Source organism: Bacteroidia bacterium, assembly GCA_041391665.1.
Taxonomy (GTDB): Bacteria; Bacteroidota; Bacteroidia; order J057; family J057; genus JAGQVA01.
The window spans coordinates 1,773,671-1,798,684 of record JAWKNO010000002.1; the positions used below are offsets into that span (position 1 = coordinate 1,773,671).

16 protein-coding genes are annotated in these 25,014 nt (G+C 46.1%); 10 read left to right on the top strand and 6 right to left on the bottom strand.

From position 1 onward, the window contains the following. Nucleotides 1–8: 8 nt before the first annotated feature. Nucleotides 9–1,535 carry a glutamine-hydrolyzing GMP synthase gene (guaA, locus tag R3D00_18885; GenBank protein ID MEZ4775258.1) on the bottom strand — a complete coding sequence of 509 codons (1,527 nt, stop codon included), beginning with the start codon at nt 1,533–1,535 and terminating at the stop codon, nt 9–11. A gap of 159 nt (nt 1,536–1,694) precedes the next feature. Here guaA and R3D00_18890 point away from each other — a divergent pair, with 159 nt between their 5' ends. The 6 genes from R3D00_18890 to R3D00_18915 all read left to right on the top strand — a co-directional run bounded on the left by R3D00_18890 (nt 1,695) and on the right by R3D00_18915 (nt 9,069). Next, entirely contained in the window at nt 1,695–2,477 is a 783-nt protein-coding gene (locus tag R3D00_18890; GenBank protein MEZ4775259.1) for a hypothetical protein, read from the top strand. A 137-nt stretch (nt 2,478–2,614) separates the two neighbouring features. Next, a complete protein-coding gene (locus tag R3D00_18895) occupies nt 2,615–4,282 on the top strand; it encodes an ATP-binding protein (GenBank protein MEZ4775260.1) in 1,668 nt (555 codons plus the stop codon). A gap of 69 nt (nt 4,283–4,351) precedes the next feature. Beyond that, nucleotides 4,352–4,699, top strand: coding sequence for a hypothetical protein (locus R3D00_18900; protein ID MEZ4775261.1), 348 nt, complete (start codon nt 4,352–4,354; stop codon nt 4,697–4,699). A gap of 89 nt (nt 4,700–4,788) precedes the next feature. Next, the gene (secDF, locus tag R3D00_18905) at nt 4,789–7,833 is read left to right on the top strand and encodes a protein translocase subunit SecDF (GenBank protein ID MEZ4775262.1); all 3,045 of its coding nucleotides are present in this window, start codon (nt 4,789–4,791) and stop codon (nt 7,831–7,833) included. Between the two features lie 139 nt (nt 7,834–7,972). Then, on the top strand, nt 7,973–8,656 hold the full coding sequence (locus tag R3D00_18910; protein ID MEZ4775263.1) for a MotA/TolQ/ExbB proton channel family protein: 684 nt from the start codon (nt 7,973–7,975) through the stop codon (nt 8,654–8,656). Nucleotides 8,657–8,667: 11 nt separating this feature from the next. Continuing rightward, entirely contained in the window at nt 8,668–9,069 is a 402-nt protein-coding gene (locus R3D00_18915; GenBank protein ID MEZ4775264.1) for a biopolymer transporter ExbD, read from the top strand. A gap of 19 nt (nt 9,070–9,088) precedes the next feature. Here the strand turns inward: R3D00_18915 and R3D00_18920 are convergent, their stop codons facing one another. Next, the gene (locus R3D00_18920; protein ID MEZ4775265.1) at nt 9,089–11,431 is read right to left on the bottom strand and encodes a lamin tail domain-containing protein; all 2,343 of its coding nucleotides are present in this window, start codon (nt 11,429–11,431) and stop codon (nt 9,089–9,091) included. 84 nt (nt 11,432–11,515) lie between these two features. Between R3D00_18920 and rlmD the strand changes: the two genes are divergently transcribed. Further along, a complete protein-coding gene (gene rlmD / locus R3D00_18925; protein ID MEZ4775266.1) occupies nt 11,516–13,003 on the top strand; it encodes a 23S rRNA (uracil(1939)-C(5))-methyltransferase RlmD in 1,488 nt (495 codons plus the stop codon). Here the strand turns inward: rlmD and R3D00_18930 are convergent. Next, the gene (locus tag R3D00_18930; GenBank protein ID MEZ4775267.1) at nt 12,960–13,796 is read right to left on the bottom strand and encodes a choice-of-anchor V domain-containing protein; all 837 of its coding nucleotides are present in this window, start codon (nt 13,794–13,796) and stop codon (nt 12,960–12,962) included. The genes rlmD and R3D00_18930 overlap by 44 nt on opposite strands. A 162-nt stretch (nt 13,797–13,958) precedes the next feature. On the opposite strand from R3D00_18930, the gene R3D00_18935 reads away from it, so the two are divergent. The 3 genes from R3D00_18935 (at nt 13,959) to R3D00_18945 (ending at nt 16,695) form a co-directional block, all read left to right on the top strand. Beyond that, complete coding sequence (locus R3D00_18935) at nt 13,959–14,663, top strand: response regulator transcription factor (GenBank protein ID MEZ4775268.1); 705 nt, start codon at nt 13,959–13,961, stop codon at nt 14,661–14,663. Nucleotides 14,664–14,673: 10 nt separating this feature from the next. Continuing rightward, on the top strand, nt 14,674–15,048 hold the full coding sequence (locus tag R3D00_18940) for a response regulator (GenBank protein MEZ4775269.1): 375 nt from the start codon (nt 14,674–14,676) through the stop codon (nt 15,046–15,048). Nucleotides 15,049–15,177: 129 nt separating this feature from the next. Next, nucleotides 15,178–16,695 carry a helix-turn-helix domain-containing protein gene (locus R3D00_18945; protein ID MEZ4775270.1) on the top strand — a complete coding sequence of 506 codons (1,518 nt, stop codon included), beginning with the start codon at nt 15,178–15,180 and terminating at the stop codon, nt 16,693–16,695. A 2-nt stretch (nt 16,696–16,697) separates the two neighbouring features. Here the strand turns inward: R3D00_18945 and R3D00_18950 are convergent, their stop codons facing one another. The 3 genes from R3D00_18950 to R3D00_18960 form a co-directional block, all read right to left on the bottom strand. After that, on the bottom strand, nt 16,698–18,242 hold the full coding sequence (locus R3D00_18950; protein MEZ4775271.1) for an AbgT family transporter: 1,545 nt from the start codon (nt 18,240–18,242) through the stop codon (nt 16,698–16,700). A 35-nt stretch (nt 18,243–18,277) separates the two neighbouring features. After that, nucleotides 18,278–19,321, bottom strand: a complete 1,044-nt coding sequence (locus R3D00_18955; GenBank protein MEZ4775272.1) for a serine hydrolase — start codon at nt 19,319–19,321, stop codon at nt 18,278–18,280. Between the two features lie 226 nt (nt 19,322–19,547). Further along, nucleotides 19,548–24,857 (bottom strand): T9SS type A sorting domain-containing protein, encoded by a 5,310-nt coding sequence (locus tag R3D00_18960; GenBank protein MEZ4775273.1) that lies wholly within the window; start codon nt 24,855–24,857, stop codon nt 19,548–19,550. Nucleotides 24,858–25,014: the final 157 nt, after the last annotated feature.

The following is a 25,014-nucleotide window of genomic DNA, read 5'->3' on the forward strand; positions in this document are numbered from 1 at the left end:
ACGTGGGTTTACTCCCATTCAATAGTTGCCGGTGGTTTGGAACTGATATCATATACTACCCGGTTCACCCCCTTGACCTGGTTGATGATCCGGTTGGAAACTTCTCCCAGAAAATCATAGGGTAAACGTGACCAGTCGGCTGTCATGCCATCACGGCTTCCGACAGCCCGCAAAGCTACTACCTGTTCATAGGTCCTTTCATCTCCCATGACACCTACAGATGCGATGGGCAACAGTACCGCAAAGGCCTGCCAAACCTCATCATACAGGTTTTTTTCCTTCAGGGCATCGATAAAAACCGCATCGACTTCCTGCAAGAGTGCCACATTTTCAGGACTTACTTCCCCGATAATGCGAATCGCCAGTCCGGGACCAGGGAAAGGATGTCGTCCTATAAACATCTCCTCAAGCCCAAGATCGCGCCCCACATTTCTCACTTCATCCTTAAATAAATATTTTAACGGTTCGACGACCTTCATATTCATTTTTTCGGGAAGTCCACCCACATTATGGTGCGATTTGATGGTAGCGGAAGGGCCTTTCACCGAAACGCTTTCAATCACATCGGGATAAATCGTACCCTGTGCCAGCCACCCAATGCCATCGAGTTTGTGTGCTTCATCCTGAAAAACCTCGATAAAGACCCGGCCAATGATTTTACGTTTTTGCTCAGGATCAGTAACACCCGCAAGTTCGCCCAGGAAACGGTCTTTAGCATTTACCCCGATCACATTCAGCCCAAGTCTTTTATATTTTTCCAGGACATCCTCGAATTCATTTTTGCGGAGGATTCCATTGTCTACAAAAATACAATAGAGATTGGTGCCAATAGCCCGGTGAATCAGGGTTGCGGCTACCGTAGAGTCAACCCCGCCGGAAAGCCCGCAGATCACCCGGTCATCGCCCAGTTGCGCTTTGAGTTCTCTAACGGTAGTATCGATAAAAGCCGAAGGCGTCCAGTCTCCCGGAATCTGGCAGATCTGATAGAGAAAATTGCGCAGAATATCCGTACCAGATTCTGAGTGTGTAACTTCAGGGTGAAACTGAAGGGCAAATACAGGCAGATGATTGTGTTGAAAAGCTGCCACCTCCACCGACTCTGTGCTCCCGATAAGATGATAATCAGAAGGGATGCGGGTAATAGTATCTGCGTGACTCATCCAAACCTGGGAGGAAGGCGCCACTTCGTGAAACAAGGGGGAACCGTTTTGTGTCTGAAAAACAGCCCTGCCGTATTCTCGTTTGGCAGAAGTTTCTACTTTTCCGTGGTGATTACGGGCAATCAGTTGTGCCCCATAGCAGATTCCCAGCACCGGAACCTTACCGATAATCGTGTCCAGATCCATATCCGGAGCACCTGATTCATTGACAGAACAAGGCCCGCCGGAAAGAATCACCCCTTTCAGGCCTGGGTCTATTTCTATCGAATGATGAAAAGGAATAATCTCACAATAGACCTGTAGCTCCCGTACCCTTCTGGCAATGAGCTGTGTGTATTGCGAACCGAAATCTACAATCAGAACTTTATGATCCATCGGCCAAAATTAGGATTTTTAGGATCAATCGGCAAACCTGCAATAAAAAAGTAAAATCTCCGGAAAAGAATCATTTGGAGGACAATAAAAAACGTGTAAACTTGATACATGAAAAAACGGATCACATGAATCCGCATGGAAAGTAGTCAACAAAATAAAATGATGAATCGAATCTATCAAACCATTAGCTATCTGTTTTGTGTAACGATGATCCTGTCTGTAGCCCAGGCCCAAAGTCCCCTTTCAAGAGCAAAGCCTGTACTCACGCTGAAAATTCAACAATCAGGCGGCACAAATGGAAGTAGCGTAGCCTATGACCCGTCAAAAGGCATTTACTACACCGTCATCGCGGGAAACGCCGTTTTCCCCTTCGAGGCTTTTGACAAAAAAGGAAATCCGCAGGGAAGTGCTGAAGCGGGTTTTGACATGAGAGGTATCTGGATGAATGGAAGTACCCTTGAAGGGAATGGCCCCGGGGAATCTGGCTGGGTTACCTTTGACCTGACCAGCGCCGGTAAACCAACTGGTCAGACAAGATTAATTGTGGAAGAACAATTACAGCCTGAATGGCAATCTGTCGGTACATTTGATCCCAAAAAGAAAGAAGTGATCTACTATTCAGACGGAATCATCAGCATTTATTCACGGAAGAAACTATCCTATTCCCGTACCATCACACTCAACGGTAATTCGGATTTTTCGACATCCAATATCAACTCAACCAGTGTCGGGTTTACCGGAAAAAAAGGTTACGAATACGCTTTGCTTGACTACAACGACTACAAAGTCCTGTATTTCAACAAAAAAGGCAATCAAACCGGTAGCACTACCCTTCCCGCTGAAGCGAGTGTAAATGATGCTTTCCGATTTGCCTTCGCCAACAGCCTGCTCTGGCTGTACGATGTGAATACCCGTTCCTGGACAGGGTATCAGGTATTTTGATAATCAACCTCTTTGGAATACAATTTGCTTCATTACAAATTTTGAAGTACATTACTTTCGAATTATCCAAATTTCAGAGAGGTTGATTCTTTCTTTTACTGCTGAATAGATATATGTGGCCCAAAAATCAGGTAGGATTGAGTAATTCTTCTCTGTTTACAGTTAGTACAGGAAGGGTTATCCTATTTATCCTCGCTCTACTTTTAGTGATTATTCGCTTTACGCAACCCACTGCAAACTCTGCAAATCTTGCCGGGCAGGTTATCAGTTTGTTCACTGTGCTGTATTGCATTTCGATTTTTACCACAAGTTATATTTATCCTTATTTTCGTGACAATCTCTACTTCTTTGTTCTGGGTGCATTTGTCCTATTTGCATTCGGATTTCTAAACCAGATTTTTATCACGGCTTTTTCCAAAAGTGTTTTATCCGGGTTTGTGGTTTATTCCCTGGTCGCGGCCTTCTATATTCGGAGGATTTCACACCTGGGGCTGTTTCAGCTTTTTATGATCAGCACGGTTACCATGATTTTTTTCCTCTTACCGGATCCCTCGCCTGAGGCAAAATCTTTTCTGTTCAGATTTTCGGGCGTACAATTGCTGGCATTTTTTATTCTAAGCTCCCGAATCAGGTCACTGGACAGGCTTGTTACTCAAGACTTGCGGTATGAAAGCCTGATTGAAAGTCTGTTTTGTGGCGTCATACAAATCGACCAAACGGGGAAAATCACGATGGTAAATGCGCAGATTTGCCGCCTTACGGGTCTTGAAAAAGATCTGTTGGTCAACAAATTATCATTTCAGGATCTGGTATTGCCGGATGACTATGCCCTGGCCGAGTCAAAAATTTCCACCTTATTGGCCGGGCAACCCGAAAAGCTTGAGATCCGTCTCCGGCGCAAAACGGGCGAACCATTCTGGGTAAAAATCAGCGCAAGTCCTTCCATTAATCCGGAAAATGAGATTTCGGGCATTTCTATGGTGCTGGCCGACATTTCTTCAGAAAAAACAGAAAATGACCAGATGGTAAGCCATATCCGGGACATGGAGATGACCAACCATGAGTTGATCCGGCAAAAAAATAACCTGGAAACCATGGTTCGGAAAACTACTGAAGAAATGCGTGTTCCCGCTGAATCGGTACACAGAATATCAGAAACACTGAAAACTGTAAATGGGGATGAAAATCCCATGGTTTCGTCCTGGTTGAATGAAATATCAAATCACACCCATCAACTGCTGGAAAAAATTGAAGGGATGTGGATGTTTGTCGTATCAGAAGTCGAAAAACCCATCCTGGAAGAAGTCGATACCATGGCAGTAATTGCTGATATTCGCAATAATATCGCATTCAGACTAAAAGAAAACCACGCGACCATCATTGCAAAAGAACTACCCAATATCAGGGCTGACCGAATGCAAATCACCCGGCTTTTCAGCAATCTGATTGAAAATGCACTCAGACACAGAGGGGCCGAACCACCCGTCATTCAGATAGGTGCCTCTGTGAATGATGATAAAGAAGAATTTAACTTTTCGGTCGTAGATAATGGCCTCGGCCTCAACCGGGAAGAAAATGAAAGGGTTTTTAGTCTGTTTAGAAAAGAATATGAAAACGATATGAAGGGGATCGGCATGGGACTTCATATCTGTAAAAAAATCGTTCTCAACCACGGAGGAAGAATGTGGTTTACTTCGAACTCGGGGAAAGGCACATCATTTTTCTTTTCGATCCCCTGGACTGGCCAGACGATAGAAAATAAATTGCCGGCAGAACAACCTGAACCCCCTGTCGAAAACCCCTGATCTGCGGTCAGGCAGATTCAGGAAAAATTTTGCCGCACAATCGTTTTTGTCTATATTTGCCACGCGATTATGCGATTGTATCTACGTCCATACCAATTATTCCTGATTTTTGCTGCACTCGTAGCAATGGTGTTCCTGCTTAAAATCAATAAGCGGAGCTTCTACTTTCACTATTTCAGGGTAATTGAGGAAGTGGAATTGCGAAATTCTCAGGAAATGGGAGTTTTCCAAAAGATACAACAACTGGAAATGCCCGCCGTGAATGTGTCCGTTTCCCAATGGATATTCTTTGCGCTGTTTTCGATCGGGATTCTCTTCTTATTCCGTCTCTCCGCGCAATACACGCCGGTTTTCCCGGGCATTATCCGCCCTCCTTCCAGGTTTCACCACAACCTTGTTCCGGTAAGGGCTCCCTGATTACAATTCTCAACATCCGTTTTCTATCACTTTGAAGCAGGATTCCCGCTTCAACAAGTCTATTATATTATTTACAAACTTAAATTTAAATGAAAAATAAAAACACGGTCGTGTTTTTGCTGCTGGTTTTTGTGGCAATTTGCGGCTATAACTTATACTGGACTTACGTACAGTTTTCGTCTGAAAAGAGAATCGAAAACCTCCAGGCGTCGATCAACAAACCGGCAGGAACATGGACTCCGGAAGATTCGGCAGCGAAAAAACAATATGACGCGCTGCTTTCCGACCCCGATTACCAAAACCGGTACAAAAAAGCAGTTGACCGCTCATTTACACTGGGTCTTGACCTTCAGGGGGGTATGTTTGTAACGCTTGAGATTGGGGTTGAAGCCCTGATCAAACAAATGGCGGGCAACCCTACAGACAGTACCTTCAAAAAAGTCATTGACTGTGCCAACCTCAAACAACAATCAGAAGCCAGAGCTTATGTGCCTTTGTTTGTTGAGTGTTTTAAAGAACTGAATCCCTCCGGAAGCCTTGGTGCTACTTTTGCCAACCCGGAACTTGAAATCAGTGTAGGTACTCCCGACAATGAAGTTCAGGCAATCCTGGAGAATGAGGCAAAATCTGCCATTGACAGGACCTTCAACATCCTCCGTACCCGTATTGACCAGTTTGGTGTTGTTTCTCCTAACCTTCAAAAGCAGGAAGGAACAGGCCGGATTCTTCTCGAACTTCCCGGCGTGAAAGAGCCTGCGCGTGTACGCAAACTGCTCCAGGGTACAGCAAAACTGGAATTTTATGCTACTCACCCCTGGAATGATGCATATCCTGTATTGCTCGAAATCAATGAAAAACTGAAGCAAATCAGAGGCGTTGAGCCTGAGGAAACAACTGCTGAGGCAACTACAGATTCGACCCAAACTGCTGACGCCGCCACTACAACTGATTCAACAAACAAAGACACCACCTTCAGCACAGAAAACCTCGCTGCAGGTGATTCTGCCAATGAACTGCCTTTTGATCAGTTGTCAAAAGAAGAACAAGATAAAAAGCGTGAAGAGTTCCGTCGCACTAACCCGTTTTTTGCGGTACTCCGTCCGGCAAACTTTGACGCTATGTCTCAGGCAAGGTCAACTTCACCACGTGTGGGTGCTGCAAGCCCTCAAGACACCGCAGAAGTTAATGCCATTCTGAGAATGGATGAAATCAAAACACTTATTCCTGATGATATGCGCTTCGTATGGGGTTTCAAACCCATGGAAGATGCAGAGGAAGAACTCTACGAGATGATTGCCATCCGTATCAATGATGATGGTACCGCAGACCTTGAAGGGGATCAGGTGAGTCTTGCCCGCCAGGATTTTGACCCTACTTCCGGTAAAGCAGTTGTCAGTATGCGTATGACAGCTGAAGGAACAAAAGACTGGGGTCGTATCACCGAAGCCAATGTCGGCAGACACGTTGCCATTCTCCTTGACAATCTGGTGTATTCATATCCGGTCGTAACGGAAGCTATCCTCAGCGGAAGCTCACAGATTTCCGGTGATTTTGAAATCGATGAGGCAAAAGACCTTGCAAACGTCCTGAAAGCAGGTCAGCTGCCTGTTCCTGCCCAGATTGAAGGAGAAGAAACGGTAGGTCCAACCCTCGGTGCTGAAAACATCCGCAGTGGTATGTTCTCCTTCCTTGGTGCATTTGCGGTCATCCTGATCTTTATGGCAGTGTATTACAACAAATCGGGATGGGTGGCAAACCTGGCGCTGCTGGCAAACCTTATTTTCATCCTGGGTTGTTCTGCTGCATTTACCATCGTACTTACCCTGCCCGGTATTGCCGCTATCGTACTTACAGTAGGTATGGCTGTCGATGCAAACGTACTGATCTTCGAACGTATCAGGGAAGAAATGGCTCATGAGAAAACGCTGAAAGCCAGTATCAAAGCAGGTTTTAGCAATGCTTTCTCCTCTGTATTGGACTCAAACATTACGACCTTCCTTACCGGTGTTGTACTCTACGCTTTCGGTGTAGGCCCTATCCGTGGTTTTGCCGTATCATTGATGATCGGTATCATTACCTCACTGATTTCCGCGTTGGTTATTACCCGACTGATCCTTGATTACTACGCCAACAAAGGAAAAGATTCCATGAACTTTGGTTTCCCATGGACCATTGGGCTTTTTGACAAGATCAAAATCCAGATGGTCAACCGCAGAAAAATATTTTACATGGTATCTGGTACACTGGTTACCTTAAGCCTGATTTCCGCACTGGTATTTGGATTTAAAACAGGTGTGGACTTTAAAGGTGGTCGTCAGTTTGTGGTTGAATTCAAACAAAATGGCTCGCCAGCCAACCTTTCCAGCTCGGATGTAGAACTGGTTCGCAAAGACCTGAATACTGCGCTCAACAATTCAGAACCTGTGATCAAAACCCTGAGCTCAGATAATCAGTTGATGATTACCACCTCCTACAAAGTAGATGACAGGGAAGCAACCACCGAAGTTACAGATCTGGTAAAAGCTGGTTTAAAACAAAATTTCAGCCAGTATGACAGTGAGATTATCAGCACCTCCGACGTAGGCCCAACCGTAGCGAACGACATTCGCGAGGCCGCTTACCTGTCGGTCATTTTCTCCCTGTTGATTATCTTCTTCTATATCCTGATGCGATTCCGCAAATGGCAGTACAGCCTTGGTGCCGTAGCTGCGCTTTTCCATGACGTGATCATCACGCTGGGTATATTCTCCTTCCTGAGTGTGATCAATATTCCATTTAGCGTTGAAATCAACCAGGCGCTCATTGCGGCCTTGCTTACGATCATTGGTTATTCCATCAACGATACCGTGGTAGTGTTTGACCGGATCAGGGAAAATATCGGGGAAATGAAATCTGTAAAACTCAGCGAGATCTACAACCTCTCGATTGACCAGACCCTGAGCAGAACATTAATCACTTCTCTTACAACCCTTATGACAGCAGTCATTCTTTTCATCTGGGGTGGTGATGTGATTAAAGGATTTATGTTCGCGATTATTGTGGGTATTACCGTAGGTACTTATTCCTCCATATTCGTAGCAAGCGCGATTTCTCTCGATCTTTTGGAAAAAGAAGAAGTGAAAGCAGAAGCTTAAGATATTTGCAACTTTTCATACAAACAGGCGGTCAATTGACTGCCTGTTTGTTATTTTTGCATTGTCGAAAAATTCTTTAGCTTTGAATTAATAATTTTCCTTTACTTTTAGCCATAACCCTTTTCCTAATCTATATTCTATGTTTTTTCTCCTACAGACGACCCCTGCAGATTCTCTGTCAACCGCTCAATCAGTTGGTAGTAAATCGCTGTTTGAAGTTCTCCTTTCCGGTGGATGGACGATGATTCCCTTGCTGCTGCTGCTCATCCTTGCTATCTTCATTTATATTGAAAGGTACCTGACGATCAAAAAGGCTGATACGGATTCAGGGGAGTTGATGAAGCAGATTCGGAAATATGTGCTCGCTGGTAATATTGAAGCGGCCAAAGGTTTGGCTCAATCAACCAATGATGCCTTCTCCCGGATGATCTACAAAGGAATTACCCGGCTGGGATCGGCATCACTCAAAGACATTGAAGGTTCTATCGAAAACGTAGGAAAACTGGAAGTCTACCGACTGGAAAGAAGGTTGTCGCTTCTGGCTACTGTAGCTGGGGCCGCACCCATGATCGGATTCTTTGGTACTGTACTCGGTATGATCAAAGCTTTTAACGCTATCGTTATTCGTGAAGGAAATGCAAGCCCTGTCGATTTGGCCGGTGGTATCGCTGAAGCAATGGTAACAACGGCTGCTGGTCTCGTAGTGGGGATCCTTGCCTTCCTGGCTTACAATACACTTGTATCCATGGTTAGTAAAGTTGTCTTCAAACTGGAACTTACCACTACTGATTTTATTGACCTTCTTCAGGAACCTGCATCTTAATCCCTTTCCTTATGAGTATTCGTAGCAGAAACAGAGTAAGCGCAGAATTTAGTTCCGCTTCTATCTCCGATATCGTTTTTCTTCTCCTGATCTATTTTATGCTTACTTCCGCTTTCGTAGAGCAGGTAGGTCTGAAAGTGGATCTCCCTACCAGCTCTTCGGACAAACCTACCGAAGGCAAAAACTTTGTAACCGTCACTGATGATGGCGTTTTTGCCTGGAATCAACAAAAAATTCAGAATAAAGAAGATTTGATTCCGCTGATCGAAGCTGTTCTCAAAGATGATAATAAAGACAACGATGTCATCACCCTCCGGGTTGATAAAAAAGCGCTGTTTGAAGAAGCCGCTTTTGTTATGGCCGTGGTCGCAGAGAATGATGGTAAAATCGTGATCCTGACAGAGAAAGACTAAAATTTCCTCCCCTCTGTTGTTAAAATTTGTCGGTAAGAACCGCAACCTCGCGGTAAATATATTTATCACCTGTTGATGAATGGGTTACTTCAAACAGGATGATGTACATCCCGGTTTCCATTTTCTGGTTTCGGTCATTGGTTCCGTCCCAAAAAATAGTGCCCGGCTGTGCTCCCAACAGAATATTTGACTGAATTTCTCTGACTTTTCTTCCCGCTGTATCAAATACAGTCACCCTTGCATTTGCTCCGGAAAAGTCAAAATCGTAATTGACAGGAAGCACATCCTTTTCCCCATCTCCATTTGGGGAAAAAGTCTGATAAGCCAACGATACATTGGATTTTTCGTCCGACAACTCTATGGCCTGGGAATTGGCGTATCCGGGTGTGGCAAAAAGGACCGTTTCCGCCGCCGAATGCCAGTTAGCCGGATCATTGCCTGGCCGCCGTAGCGAAATCCGCTCCAATGACACGCCCTCCTTATCCCGCAAACTGGCAAAATGGTAATCATCCAGGTAGGCCACCCGATCGATGACCAGTTGGTCTGAAGTAAATATTACACATTCTCCGGCATGGTCGTCGTATCCCGGAAAACTCTTCATCTCCCAAAAATTTGCCCCCGCAGGCGGTAAGTAAGTACTCTTCTGAAAATCAACATTGGCCGTCAGGCATACGATTTCCCCCGGCATAAATAACCGGGACTCCGCTGAAATGATTTTCCCATTATAAATCGAGTCCGTGCCGGGAAATATTTCCCCAATAAACAACTGGCTGTAATCCAGCATTTTACCAGAAACGTTTACAATTTCCACAAAATCACTCCCTCCGGCGTAGGGGTTAAATAATAGCTCGTTGATCAGTACATCCCCTGGCATAACCTCTTCGGGTAAACCCAATTCTCCTTCCACTGAAAATTCTTTTCCCCGGCAATCCCGCATTTCTGTTACTACGATCCGATACATTGTACCACGGGTTAATGGCGCTTCTAAAAGTAGTTCCACGCAAAGGTTTTCAGGAGCACTTACCCAGGCAGAAAGTGGTCTTTGGCCTTCTGGGTCAAACCTGTAATGATTGACTGATTCCGCTTCCACCGGATCAAGAGGCCCGGAAAAACAAAGTCTGATCCACAGCGAATCAACCCATTCTACTTTCACCAGTTGTGGGGCCAACGTGTCAGCGGGTTGATGATACACACTGTTTTCAAAACCCGGAGTACCACCCAAAATATGTTTTGACGCCATCCAGTTGGTGGCTTCCGGGCAACGCCCCGCTTCCGGGTTGATTTTTTCGAGTGAGAAACCACCATTTTGTTTTTCCTCATCTCCGTACCACCGCAATTCATAATCTACACTATCGATAAGTTCGCCTGTAGCCGAGCGTAAACCCAGATTGTCGCCACCATTCACCAAAGCTGGCCATGCAGAAGGACTCAGCGTCTCTCCATAAGTGTCAAACTGTGCAGCCGTCGCCGAACTTGCCAAAATCAGATAACCACCGGGCATAACCAACTTTTCGGGTAAAACCCCGACTGTCGTTCCATTGGTAATAGAAAATCCGGACAGGTTCACCGTGTCTCTGCTGCGGTTATACAATTCCAGAAATTCCGATTCAGGTAAACCCACAGATGGCGTCGGATCGGCAAATATTTCATTGATAATGATATCCTGAAAATGATAATAAACCGGCGGGACCACCGGAATTGTATCTGACTGAACATTCCCCACGTAAAAATTGTCAAAAAAGAATGAGGTATTTCGGGTAGCCGAATGTTTGACCCAAATCCCAAACCACGCCGATGATACATACGTCTGATCAAACGCGGCTCCTTCCAACGTAAAATTCCCATCGCCAGCATCGTCTGAAAACAGCGACCAGTTGCCCAGCGAGTCTCTCAGCACCCGTACGACTGCGTGAACCTTTGTCGCGGCCCTTCCGGGTATACCGTCGATTAATTTGGTAACTGAAGCGCCATCCTGCCGGAAGAGGTCGAAGCTGTCCTCATTTCCGGACTCCCCTACTCCGACAAAATAACCGGAAAGGGACGATTCGATATTCTCCTGATCAGAAACCAGATAGATTCGAATCACATTTGCAGTACTGGGGGCAAATTCATACCGAAGGTAAAACCGCCACTCCATGTTGTGAATACCCAAATTAGGAATCGAAAGGTGGATGGTGTCCGTAGCAGGAGTACCCGCAGACTGCAGTTCACCGTTGGATGTCACCAGAAAATGAGTCTGCTCCCCCGACCAAACAGGGTTTTGCAAAAATTCTCCATCGGAGAAATCATCTGAAAACTGAGCGGATAAGAAATGAGTTGCCAGCAGCAACCCAACAATTAGGGTCATTGTGATTTTTTTCATGATTTTGTGCTTTAAGACGAAGATAAAAACAATTTTATATTTCAGGAAAAATTATGTTTGAGCTTCATTTCATACTTTTGCTACATGGGAAGAAGAATCACGCCGTTCAGGGCAGAAATGGAAATCAAAGACGCGGCCTCCGATGGTCGGGCTGTAGCCAGGCATGGCGAGCAGGTTGTTTTTATTGAAGGCGGTGTGCCGGGAGATATTGCGGAGGTATTTGTATTTCGCAAACAGGACAAACTCCTCGTCGGCAAAATCGAACGCCTGATCAAAGCCTCCGAAGATCGCGTAGAGGCACCATGCCAGCATTTTGGATTATGCGGCGGATGTAAATGGCAGAATATGTCTTATCAGGCGCAATTGGGTTTTAAAGAAAGTCAGGTAATCAACAGCCTCCAAAGGATCGGAAAAGTGGAAATCGGAAAGGCGTTGCCGATTCTTGGATGTGAAAACCCCTTTTATTATCGCAATAAACTGGAGTTCACCTTCAGTGACAGGGCGTGGGTTCCGAAAGACCAACTGGATTTTTTTAATGAAATGGACCTTCGGTCGCTGGGATACCATATGCCCGGAATGTTTGACAAAGTGCTGGACATCGAAGAATGTTTGCTTCAGATTCCTTTGATCAACGACATTCGCAACGAACTTCGCACATATGCGAGAGAGAACGATCTCTCATTTTATAATATCCGCGACAATACGGGCTTTCTCCGGAATATTGTATTCAGAACCTCTGTTTCTACCGGTGAGATGATGGTTATCCTCGTTGTCAATGGCAATGATATGGAAGTAATAGCTCCCATACTCAGCCATTTGGAGGCGCGTTTTCCCCAAATCACAGACTTTATATGGGTTGACAATCACAAAGTCAACAGCGTATATGCAGACCTGCCCTTCCACGTCTGGAAAGGCAAACCCTATATTACCGAAAGGCTGGGAACTTATGATTTTCGCATCAGGGCCACTTCCTTTTTCCAGACCAATCCTAAACAGGCCGCGGTATTATATGGAGTAGTTAAATCTTTTCTTACCGAAGCTCTTCCCGAAGGACAAAACCGGTTTCAAACCATTTATGATTTATATTCCGGTACTGGCAGCATTGGTATTTATGTATCACCGCTGGCGGAAAAAATTGTCGGAATTGAATATGTCAATGCCGCAGTCGAAGATGCCTGGGAAAATGTACGCATCAATAACCTGGAAAACCAGTTTAGCTTTTATGCCGGCGATATGAAAGATCTGCTCAACGACGATCTGATAAATAAAGAAGGCCGTCCGGAGGTAATCATCGCTGACCCGCCAAGGCAGGGAATGGCGCCACAGGTGGTAAAAAAGATCAGCGAACTGGCGCCTCATCATATCATTTATGTCAGCTGTAAACCCGCAACACAAGCCCGCGACCTCGAAATGCTCGACGATTGGTATGAGGTACTAAAAATCCAGCCAGTAGATATGTTTCCCCAAACTGCTCATGTTGAAAATGTAGCACTGCTTAAACGCAGAAGCCAGCAGAAACCGCCTGTAGTTATAGAAACTGTTTCTTCACCAGAAGACGATCCTTTATCCTGAACCGAATCACATAAACGCCCGAAACCAGACCAGGAACAGAAAGCATCATATTGCCCACAGGCGTAGAGAGATTGGTGGAAAGCGAAAAAACCTCCTTGCCGGAGATATCTGTCCAGATCATTTCCAGAAAAGAGGGCGAGGGTAAATTCCAGCTAAGCTGCCGGCTTCCATGCGGGCCAGAGATCACAAATGGAAAAGGAAGGATATCGGGCTGGCTCAGACTACTGGCAGGATCAGGATCTACCTTCCAATTACTTTTATAGACATAATCACCACTGCGGTTGCCATTGTTGTCAGCCGCCAGAAAAGCTGCATAGAAAACGACTGGGCCGGCAAAAGCCGGAGGCGCCTGCCACTGAAAATGCCAGATAGCCGAGTCGTTCACAAAAAGTGCAGAATCATGCATGATATAGGTCCTGTCACCATCTGTTTTCAGTTGCGTAATCACCGTATCCGTTTCGTAAATCTGCCCGATTCCTGCGTCTGAATCAGGACTGTAAGGCAACAACTGAAAGCCGAAGGCGGATTGTCCGGGGTGAATTACTTTCACGGAGATATCATAGATTTCGCCGGGAGAATATCCCTGCTCAGAAAGGCTCGAAGTCAGGGAAACCAACCCGGGGCCACTATTCACCAGGTAGCTGTTGTGGCAATACCCATTGTAACAGGTAAGCTCACCCGGAGCCCCGGTGCGCCCCTCCGGAGGCCCATCGGAATAAGAAGTCAGCGAAATAAAAAAACAGAAAAAAATCACAAACAAGGTTATCCACGCTCTCAGTTTTCGGTAATCCATACAAAAACAGGTCGTTGTTATGAGAATATTATCATTAGGTGAGCCGTGTGTTATTGCACAGTTATTTTATCATTAATATCTGCAACAGCTATTCCATAGATAAACGAAAAGAACAAAATTAGCAGTATCGGTCCAAAGAAATAAATCTAGCAGGTAATAAAAATGCTTTTAGAACTGGAAACTTTGACAACAACAGCTAAAATATTAATCGTTGATGATGAAGAGGATATTCTGGATATGCTCCAGTATAACTTTGAACAGGAGGGATATACGATTGTTCGGGCAACAGATGGAGAAGAAGCCGTGAAAGCGGCAGAATCTGCAAAACCTGACCTGATCCTGCTCGATATTATGATGCCCAAAATGGACGGCGTTTCGACCTGTCTGGCTATCAGAAAAACCCCGGGACTGGAAAATACCATTATCGTTTTCCTCACCGCACGATCGGAAGAATATTCAGAAGTGGCGGGCTTTGAAGCCGGGGCCGATGATTATATTTATAAACCCATTAAGCCCCGGGTGTTAAAAAGCAGGATCAAAGCCCTCCTTCGCCGACATCAGATTCTGCCCAAAAAAGACAGCAATACCTTGTGGATCCATGACCTGGAAATCATCAGGGACGAATACGTCGTCAAAAAAGGGCATAAACGAATTCCACTTCCAAGAAAAGAATTTGAATTATTTTTTTATCTCGCCTCGCGGCCGGGAAAAGTATTCAGCCGGGAAGATTTACTGGTTCGCATTTGGGACAATCTCCACGTTACTGACCGTACAGTCGATGTACATGTGAGAAAACTACGTGAAAAAATCGGCGCCCAGTATATCGTTACGATTAAAGGTGTAGGGTATAAATTTCTGGCTAGTTAATCAGAGTGTAATGGCGGAACAACGACTGCTGGTAATTATCGACGATGAGGAAGATATATTAGATCTTCTGGAGTATAATTTTCTCCGGGTAGGCTTTTGTGTTGAGGCTTTCAACCGTGCAAAACCCGCGTTGGAGTTTTTGAGCCAAAAAAAGCCAGCAGCTATACTTTGTGACTGGATGATGCCAGAAATGACAGGGCTGGAACTTTGCCGGGCCATAAAGGAAAACATCAGCCTCGCAGATATTCCCTTTTTGATGGTAACCTGTCGCACAGAAACTTCAGCCGTCAAAATGGCGCTCGCCGAAGGCGTTACAGACTATATACGAAAACCCGTTCGGATTTCAGACCTCATCGGTAAAGTGCAGACCATTATCGGAGTTTAATTCGCTTTGGGAAAACCCAATTTCTTATTTTTCAGTTATACACATACTGCGATTTATTTACCACAATTGGTTTAAGATCGTTAAATTGTATTGCAAAAAACTGCACTCCATTACTGAAAAACATTGAGGATGGGAATCCGCCTGATATTCAATCTGATTATTCTACTGACCTTCTGTCTTTCAACAAAGGCTCAGGTCGAGATTGTTGTAACCCGTCTTCCAGCCAATACCCCACACGATGCAACGCTATTTTTGGTTGGCGATTTTAATAACTGGAACCCCGGAGATGAAAACTATATTCTGCATCGCCAGCCAGACAGTACCTATTCTATTTTCATTACAGATGCGCCAGACTCATTTGGCTATAAAATTACCCGGGGGAACTGGTCTTCTGTAGAGGGACGCGCCAATGGAAGAGCCAGAGTGAACCGTATTTACAGAAAAAAAGCTAACACCCAGAACCGGGTCGAAGTTGAGATCAAATCATGGGAAGATCTCGCGGGCAGCACATTGAGCTTTTACTCCTTTCTGTTATTGTTTTCGAGCTTTCAGGGCATTCTGCTAATTATTGCCATCAACGGGATTCAGGAGCGGAATATTCCTGCCAACCGCATGCTGTCCATTCTTATCCTGCTGATTTCTTTTGCCCTGGTTGGCAGAGTTTCTACCTACGACAGGGAGATATTCAACTGGCAGCCAAAGTTTATTCTGCTTCCTGAAATGATTCTTTTTGTATATGCGCCCGTATTTTACCTGTACATCCGCAGACTACTCAAACTGGAACCCGAGAAAAAAAATGTAACGCTCTATCATTTTCTTCCGGCCATTATCCATTTTATCGCCTATCTGCCGCTGTTTTTCAGAGAAAAACTCCTGTTTATACAAAATGTCGTTGACCAGAAGCTATATATCATTTTTGCCCTTGTCGGTGGTTTGGCCATGGTTTTTAATATATACTACTGGCTCAAAGTAAGGAAAATCCTCGCTTCTCACGAAGAAGACACCTCCAAAACCCAGTCATTTGAGCAAAACCTACACTACCTTCATGCAGTAATGGGGTTGAATGCAATCTGTATGATTATGTGGGTGTTTATATATTTCGTCTCAGCCCTGGGCTATGCTTTCGACATTGATATTACCTTACTGCGCGAACGAAGTACGGATATACTTTGGGTACTTTTTTCTTTTACCACCTATTTTCTCGGATATTTTGCCATGAACCAACCCGAAATTTTCAAACTGCCCAAAGTAGTGGAAAAATACAAAGACTCTCCTGTGAGCGACCGGGAAATGGAAACGTATAAAAAACGACTTAAGCGGGTGATGGAAGAACAGAAAGTCTATTTGAATCCAGAGCTTACCCTTTCTGACCTTTCAGATTATGTAGAAACCAATACGCATACCTTGTCACGCGTGATTAATGAAGGGTACGGGAAAAGTTTTTACGACTTTATCAACACCTACAGGGTTGCTGCCTTTACAGAAATGGCCAACAATGAAAAGTATCAAAATGAAACTTTCCTTTCCCTGGCATTAAGCGTAGGGTTTAACTCGAAAACCACCTTCAACCGCGCTTTCAAGAAAGTTACCGGAACCACACCGCGTGCCTATTTGAAGGAAAAGACACCCGAAAAGGTCTTCGAATAGATTTACTTCGCCAGCAGCATGGTTGCGCCAGGCCCTACCGGGATTCCCAGCAAAATCCAGATAATCAGCAGAATCGACCAGCCAATCAAAAATACCATTGAATAAGGCAACATCGTTGAAATGACCGTTCCAATCCCCGCCTTTTTATCGTATTGCTGCATAAATGCTACGATAAGTGCAAAATAAGACATCATCGGAGAGATGATATTAGTCGCACTGTCGCCGATTCGGTAGGCGGTTTGGACAAATTCGGGCGAATATCCCAGGGTCATAAACATCGGTATAAAGACCGGCGCCATAAGAGCCCATTTGGCAGAAGCACTGCCCATAAACAGATTGATTACCGCAGAAATAAGAATCAAACCCAGCATAAGCGGGATCGGATAATCAGCGAGCGGCTGCAGCGCTTCTGCGCCATTGACAGCAATGATGGTTCCCAGATTGGAATACTTAAAGTATGCGACAAACTGAGCGGCAAAAAACACCAATACGATGTAAGAACCCAGGGTTTCCATACTTTTGGACATCCCTTTCATGACATCCGTATCGTTTTTGATGGTTCCGGCACCGGCGCCATAAGCGATACCGGCAAGCGCAGCACCAATAAATATCACCGCTACAATTCCCTGAAGGAAGGGAGATTTTAATACACTGTCGGCAGGATCCACTTTCAGGTTGCGAAGGAAGCCATTGGCAGGGAGTAAGCCCGCGAAAATCACAGCAGTAAGAAGTACGATGACAATTCCGGCAAATAAAAGTCCTCTCTTTTCAAGTTTTGTCAAGCCCGTCATTTCTTCTGTAGTGGCATCTCCTTCATATTTACCCAGGCGGGGTTCTACAATTCGCTCTGTAACAAGCGTACCAAGAATTGTAATCAGAAAGGTTGACACCACCATAAAATAATAATTGCAGGCAGGGTTTACCGTGTAGGAATCAAACCCCTGAACCGTACGCGCAGCTTCCTGCGAAAGACCTGCCAGCAGAGGGTCAACCGTACCCAGCAATAAGTTGGCGCTATAACCACCAGATACACCGGCAAAAGCAGCGGCAAGCCCGGCGATAGGATGACGCTTCACAGCGAGAAAAATGATGGCACCTAAAGGAACCAGCAGCACATAACCGATTTCACTGGCCATATTGGACAAGACACCGGCAAAGACAACGACACTGGTAAGCAGCCTGGCGGGTGCTTTCAACACTAAAAGCCGGAGGCTTGTTCCGATCAGGCCACTTCCCTCCGCAATCCCAATACCCAGTAATGCAACCAATACCGTCCCCAATGGCGCAAATCCGGTAAAATTGACGACCATTGAAGTAAGTATCCAGTGAAGTCCTTCTACCGAGAGCATATTCTTTGGCGCGATGACTTCTCCGGAAGGCAACACAGCCTCTACTCCCAGCCAACTGGTTACGCCAGACATAATGACTGCAAGTAAAGCGAGAATGCCAAACAATGTGCCCGGATGAGGAAGTGCATTTCCTCCTATTTCAATAATATTCAGGAAGCGTTCAACCCGTGAACGTTTCGGTTTTGGTGTTTCCTCCATGGTATTTAGGATTAAATTTTGGGGTCCTGGTACAATCAGTTATCTCTTGCGACCTGATAAGCTTTGACAAGAATCTCATCGAGTGAAGCATCATATCCTGCCCCATTGGACAAAATAATCACCCCAATTTTCTCCGCCGGATCCATATACATTCGGGTGCTTGAGCCAATATCGGTTCCGCTTTTACCCAATAATACCTGACCCTGAATGGTATCATACCGCCATCCCATAGCCTGGGCAGGATCTGCAATTGGATATTGTACCCGGTTTATGTCCATTACTGATGATGCAGGCAAAATATCCTGGCTACCATAAGCGCCATCTTGCAGCATCGCAATCAAAAACCGGGAAAGATGCGTGATACTAATCCTCAATTGCCCGCTAGGATAGATTACATATCCGTAATTATTTTGTGCCTGAAGGCCATTTTGCGTTTTCGTATAGGGAATCGCCACTTTCTCCAGGGGAATGTCGCGGAGAAACCAAGAAGCATTTTGCAAGCCCAGCTGAGCAAACAGGTGTGTTTTACAGTAGATATCAAAATCTATCTCGGATACAATTTCTACCAGATGGGCAGCCAATGCGATGCCCAAACGTGAATACGTATAGGTTTTACCGGGGCGCTGGCTGGTGAAATTAGTTGCAGCGAATTGGGCGCCACTGGCAGAGAGGTAGTTTTCGAGAAAATCCCCCAGATTAGCTGGTGAATCACCCGCACCGTATGTGCCCTGTATCAGGGCGGGATCGTCATTAATCCCTGCTGTATGCGAGAGCAGCATGCGGGTAGTAATGATCGCCTGAGGAAATGTGGGATGCACAAATTTCCAGGGGAGATATTTGTTGATATTTTCATCGAGATCGATTAACCCCAGCTGTTCTGCCTGGCTTAGCGCAACTGCCACAATTACATCAGAAGCCTGGTTCAGGATAAAACGAGTATTATTATCCACAGCAATATTTTCGGCAATATTTGCCTTTCCGTATCCCGCCTCCCAGTCTATTTCACCATTGCGAATGACAGCAATGGAAAGACCCGGAATTTGATCTGAAGCCATTTTCCCATTTATCAGATCGTTCATAAAAAACGGATAATTTATGCCTGTATCAGGGAATGGCGGCTGAATAGGAGGGTTCTCTTTACATCCTGCCATAAACAGCAGAATAGATAAAATAGGTAGAGTAAGGAAATTTTTCATTCGGATAGTTCATTAACAAAGGCCTAAAATAAGGAAAATCGGGGGAATGCAAACAAAAAAGCTGATCCCTTACAGGGACCAGCCTCCTTACCAAAACCTCAACACAAAATCATTCAGACTTTACGAGCCGAAGCTCAGTCTGAACCTGCCCATCTGTGAGCAGGCTTCCCGTATACATTCCCGAAGGCAATGTATGTATGTCTAAAATTAAACGATTTATTCCAAAAGAAAGTTGGTAATTAAAAATACCTACCTCTTGTCCAAGTAAATTATACAAATGCAGTTCCAGAAGAGATGATATGGGCGAAGAAATTTCAATTTCTACCAAAGAACTGGACGGAACCGGGAATACACGTAAAATTTCCGGTTTGTCTGTATTGGGAAAATACACTTCTACCTGTGAAGAATAGTGGCCGTTTCCGTTTGCATCCAACTGTCTGAGCCGATAAATATGTGTCCTTCCGGGGTACACAATGGTATCTTCAAATGCATAACTTGCGCCAAGCCCACCATTGGATTGGGATGAAACCCATCCGATACGATTAAATAACGTACCATCCATGCTTTTTTGTACTTCGAAACCAAAATTTTGTTGCTCTGAAACAGTTTCCCAGCTCAAAAGTATCAAATCATTGCCTTGCTCCGCAGTAAAATACAGATAATCAAGGGGTAATGGACAAGCAGGGCCAATTGTAATTCCCAATACATCGGTACATCCGTTTGCTCCCGTAGCGATCACGGTGTAGGGCCCCGGCAATAATCCCAGGGCAACCGGGCCTGATTGCGGCGGGGTTGTCTGCCAGGCATAGGAGATATTCCCATTGCTACCTGTACCGATTACTTCAATTGTGCCGTCTGCGGCCAGACAGTCTGAGGCGGAAGTGCTGTCCACCAATGCCAGTGTTACCGGCGACTGAGGACCCGGAATTGTCGCGTTCAGCAGGTCAGAACAACCATTCTGGTCTGTCACAGTAACGGAATAAGAACCCGGAGCCAGATTCGTAGCCGCTTGGGTATTCTGTGGGGGAGTTGTATTCCATTGATAGGTAAACGGGCCCGTACCACCAGAAGCATTTACCAGAATATCTGCATACGTATTGCAATTTGCATTGGTGGAATCCAAAATCTGAATGGCGAGGTCTGTTGGCTCTATGATTGTCACTGATGCCGTAGCGACACATCCCGTGGGAGTTTCTGTTACTGTCACAATATAATTGCCCGCGGAAAGATTTGTGGCTGTCGAACCCGAGCCGCCCGAAGGTGCCCACGAATAGGAAAGCGAACCAGAGACACCGGATACCGTTACGGTTGCCGTCGCATTATTTCCACCGAAGCACGAAACCTCAGTAGCAGAGGCAACCTGCGCGCCTAGCACACCCGGAATCTTTCCTACATAGACAGATGCAGAATCTTCACATCCGGTGATCAGGTCGGTAACCACCGCCTTATACGTGCCTTGGGCAAGTCCTGTAGCAGTTGCCGAAGACTGCGGCGGGGAGGTATTCCAGCTATATTGATAACTCCCGCTTCCCATGGAAGGGATAACCGTAGCCGTTCCGTCAGGGATACAGTTGGCATCTGTCGAGCCGGCAGCAAGAGAAATATCATTGACCGTAACCGTTGCTGTTGTGAGATCAAAACAGGTTTCGGCAGCATTACTGCCAGTAATCGTATAGGTAGTTGTAACCGCAGGATTTGCAAGCACATCAGCACCAATTGTAGTATTTAAGCCGACGGATGGTGCCCAGAAATAGTTGTCCGCACCTGAAGCATTTAATTGCACCCCTCCCAAACCTGCACAAAAAGCCAGGGGTCCGGCAAGCGCCAACACAGGGGCTTCGTCAACAATCAGCGTAACAGTATCGGCAGTTGATAAACCACAACAATCTGTCTGGTATTGAAGCCGTATATGATAGGTACCTGCTGTGGGAAAAGTGATACCCGTCAAACTTTCGTAGCTACTGCCGCTGTATAAATTGGGCGTTGCGCCTCCTCCGAGGTTCCATTGATACAAATACCCGGATCCGCCATTGAGTGCGGCAAAGTCAACCGAACTTCCCGCACAGATGCGGTATTCGCCCAAAACCTGCGGCGCATTAGTAGATGCTTCAGGTTTTACTGCATCATCGAGAATAATATTGGCAAAATCTGCATAGAGATTTCCCGCATAAGAAATGTCCTTACGGCCCGTATTGCTATACTGAGCAGTTACTGTAGCGCCGGTGGTGATCTGAGGAGAAGCACCTGTACCCAGATCCCACAGATTGGAAGCTGCGGCAGAAAAATCCACATCTGTATTCACACAAGAGACATTTTCCATATCGATCACCGGCTGCGCGCTTAGATTAAATGCATACTCCGCTGTAACCGGGCTTTGTCCACCATTCTGATAAATCGTCAAGGATTGTCCTGCAGATCCATCTGCACCTTTTCCTCCTGTGCCGCCATTTCCGCCTTTACCGCCGTCGCCTCCTTCACCTACGCTTTGAGAGCTGCCATTTCCAAAATAATTGCTTCCTAACCCTTTTGCGCCACCCTGTCCGGGAAGGCCGCCTGATCCCCCTATACCTCCGGCTCCGGCGGCGCCTGCTACCAGACGACAACTGCGAAAAGCACTATTCGCACCATTATTGTACAGGTAAATAGCATACGATGATCCCCCGCCATAGCCGCCTGTACCTCCGGCACCGCCTTCGCCACCACCGCCGCCACCGCCGCCGCCACTACCTGCACCCGCAAAACAAAGAACACACTGCTCACCGCCACCCCCACCGCCACCGGTTCCACCTTTTCCGCCAGTTGCATTTCCACCGGAGGTTCCCTGGGCACCGGGAACCCAAAATCCGCTGATATGGCTACCTGCGGGCGAACCTACACCTGCGGACCCATTGGTACCGTTTGCTCCGGCTACGCCACTTATCCCATCTTGCCCGGGGTTACCGCCGGGCCCACCAGTGCCTCCACAACATTGGAGCGCACCGGCAACACCAACCCCTCCACCTTTTCCACCTGTACCCCCGGGGTGATTGGCTTCCCCACCACTGCCACCGCCACCACCACCGCCACCGGCACGTGTATTCGTAGAATTCAGGCCATCGTCCCCCGGGTCACCATTTAAGCAGCAACTATTGTTTCCAAAGTCACAACAAGAATTGCCAATTCCATTTTGGTCAGTCCCTCCTGCGCCACCAGATCCATACCCTACACCGCCACCTTCACCGCCCTTACCGCCTTCCCCCGGATAGTCCTGAAAATCATCTTCACCATCCGTACCATCCGAGCCAGGCGAGCCATTAAGGCCATCGGCACCGGCAACCCCATTGGCGCCATTGGTTGCATTGCCCGCAATAATCTGACACCTGACAAAATCATAATCACTGCAATTTGAGAGATAAACTCCGTAAGTGGACATACCATTGCCCGTAGCATTGTCAGTGAGGATCGTCAAATCCTGAAACCGAAAATTGGTAGCGTTGCTGATATGAAAAGCCACCAACCGTTGCCCATTGGCAGGGCCTTCAGGATTCAGGTTTGACCGGCGGATTTTGGTTGCCGCCGCTTTGCTCGTTTTTTTCCAGCCATTTAGCCGCACAAAACCACCTTCAAGGGTAAGATTGCCCAGGATATTCGTAACAGGCGCATTAATTACATAAGTACCTGTATCAAGTTTGATAACAACATCATTGCAGGAAGCCATTGCAATCGCACCGGTAAGGCTTGCGGGATCAAGGGCAGTACCAGTACCATTTGCACCAGGACTTGCATACAACACATTACACTGGTCCTGAGCCGGGGTATTGACATTTACTGTTACGGATTCCGTTGCCGGACACCCGTCGGCATCGGTTGCGGTCACAGAATACGTCGTGGTAGCCAACGGACTCACGATGGTTGAAGCGCCACTTGCCGAAGTACTCCAGAGAAAGCCTGTTGCAGCCGGAGAAATGGCGGTGAGCGTAAGTGAAGAGCCAGGACATATATAAGGATTTGCCGGCACGATAGACAACTGAGGGCCCGTGTTCACATCAACCTGAACAAAATCAGTCAGGACACAGCCATCAGGGAAAGTAGCAGAAACGGTATAAATCGTGGAAACTACGGGAGAAGCGGAAGGATTGGAAATATTAGGATTGGAAAGCCCGGAGGCAGGTGACCATGAAAAATTAGTTGCACCTGCACCAGTGGCATTTAAGGTAAACGAACTGCCATTGCACACCGAGCCGTCGGCACCCGCATCAACAATATAAGAGGAATTAGATACATTTACCGTAAATGCATAAGTAGCAGAAGCCGTTAAAGGACAATTATCATCTTCAACCGAAACCGTAAAAAAGTGTGCCCCCAGGTCTGATATACCCGGAGTCCAGCAAAAAGTACCGGTTGGTGAGATACTGCCATTGCCAGTAATAGTGAAATTCGCCCCGGGGATACCGGCATTCCATGCAGCACTCACATTATTGCCATTCGGGTCGCTCATATGGATATCAAAACACACTGTACTACCGGTACAGACATCAATATCAAATACATTATTGTTGCCATTGACTCCTGTAGCAACCGGCGGGAGATTTGTACAGCCTATTACGCTAAACTGCATATCTCTGACAGTTTCTCCGATTTTGACACCATTTCTGTATTCATCTACCTGCACACAGATAACGCCAATCTGGAGCTGATTGGGCGTAAAGGTAATTTCTCCAGTTTGCGGATCAATAGATACCCCAGACACCGTAGTAAGCGGATTTACCGCGGAGTATCCAGGATTGTAGATCACCGGAACCCCCACGGACTGCATACAATTGGTAAGGGAAAACACCAGACTGTCTCCGTCAATATCCGTAACAGCATGGTTGTAAATCACAGGCGTATTCAGACAGACAATGGGCGTGGGGATGTTGTTGAATATCGGAGAATTATTACAAGGTGTAAGCGTGTTGTTTAGCCGGGCATAAGCAAACATAGACTGATTTCCGGGAATGTTCAGTGTTGTGATCGCAAAATTCCGGCAACAGTTGGACCAGCCAAGTATCCAGTCATTGCCGCATCCCGGCGGAAGGTTCAGGATACCGGTATAAGTGTACTGTTCGATACCGAAGGCACTATTACCGCCGGAGCAGCTACTGGTTGCAGACGGACAGAGCGGCGTAACATCTACGGCAACCGAAGGTTGCGTCAGGTTAATCGCAGCACTTACGCCACAATTAGCAGAGGAGTAGGTCAAATGCTCTACGGGGATAGGAAAAATGCCATCACAATCGCGAAAGAAGGTAAGTTTTACCAGATACTGATTGGGGCCTATGCACGAATAGGTGACATCCGCGCCCATGCTATGGGTGGCAAAAACCGAAGAATACGTCGCAAAAAACAACAAGAGAAAGGGCAGAAAAGCAAGACGGAGATTCAGGTAAAGCTTTATCATTGGGTTGCATTAGGTTTAGCGAGCCAATGTGCCAGGGAAAAGCGCATTTACCTTACCTGAATTAAGGTATTATTTCGGCAAAAGTCAATTAATTTAAAGAATGGATATTCTTTAAACGAAAAAAGCCAGCCCTGATGGGCCAGCCCTTTTACAACAA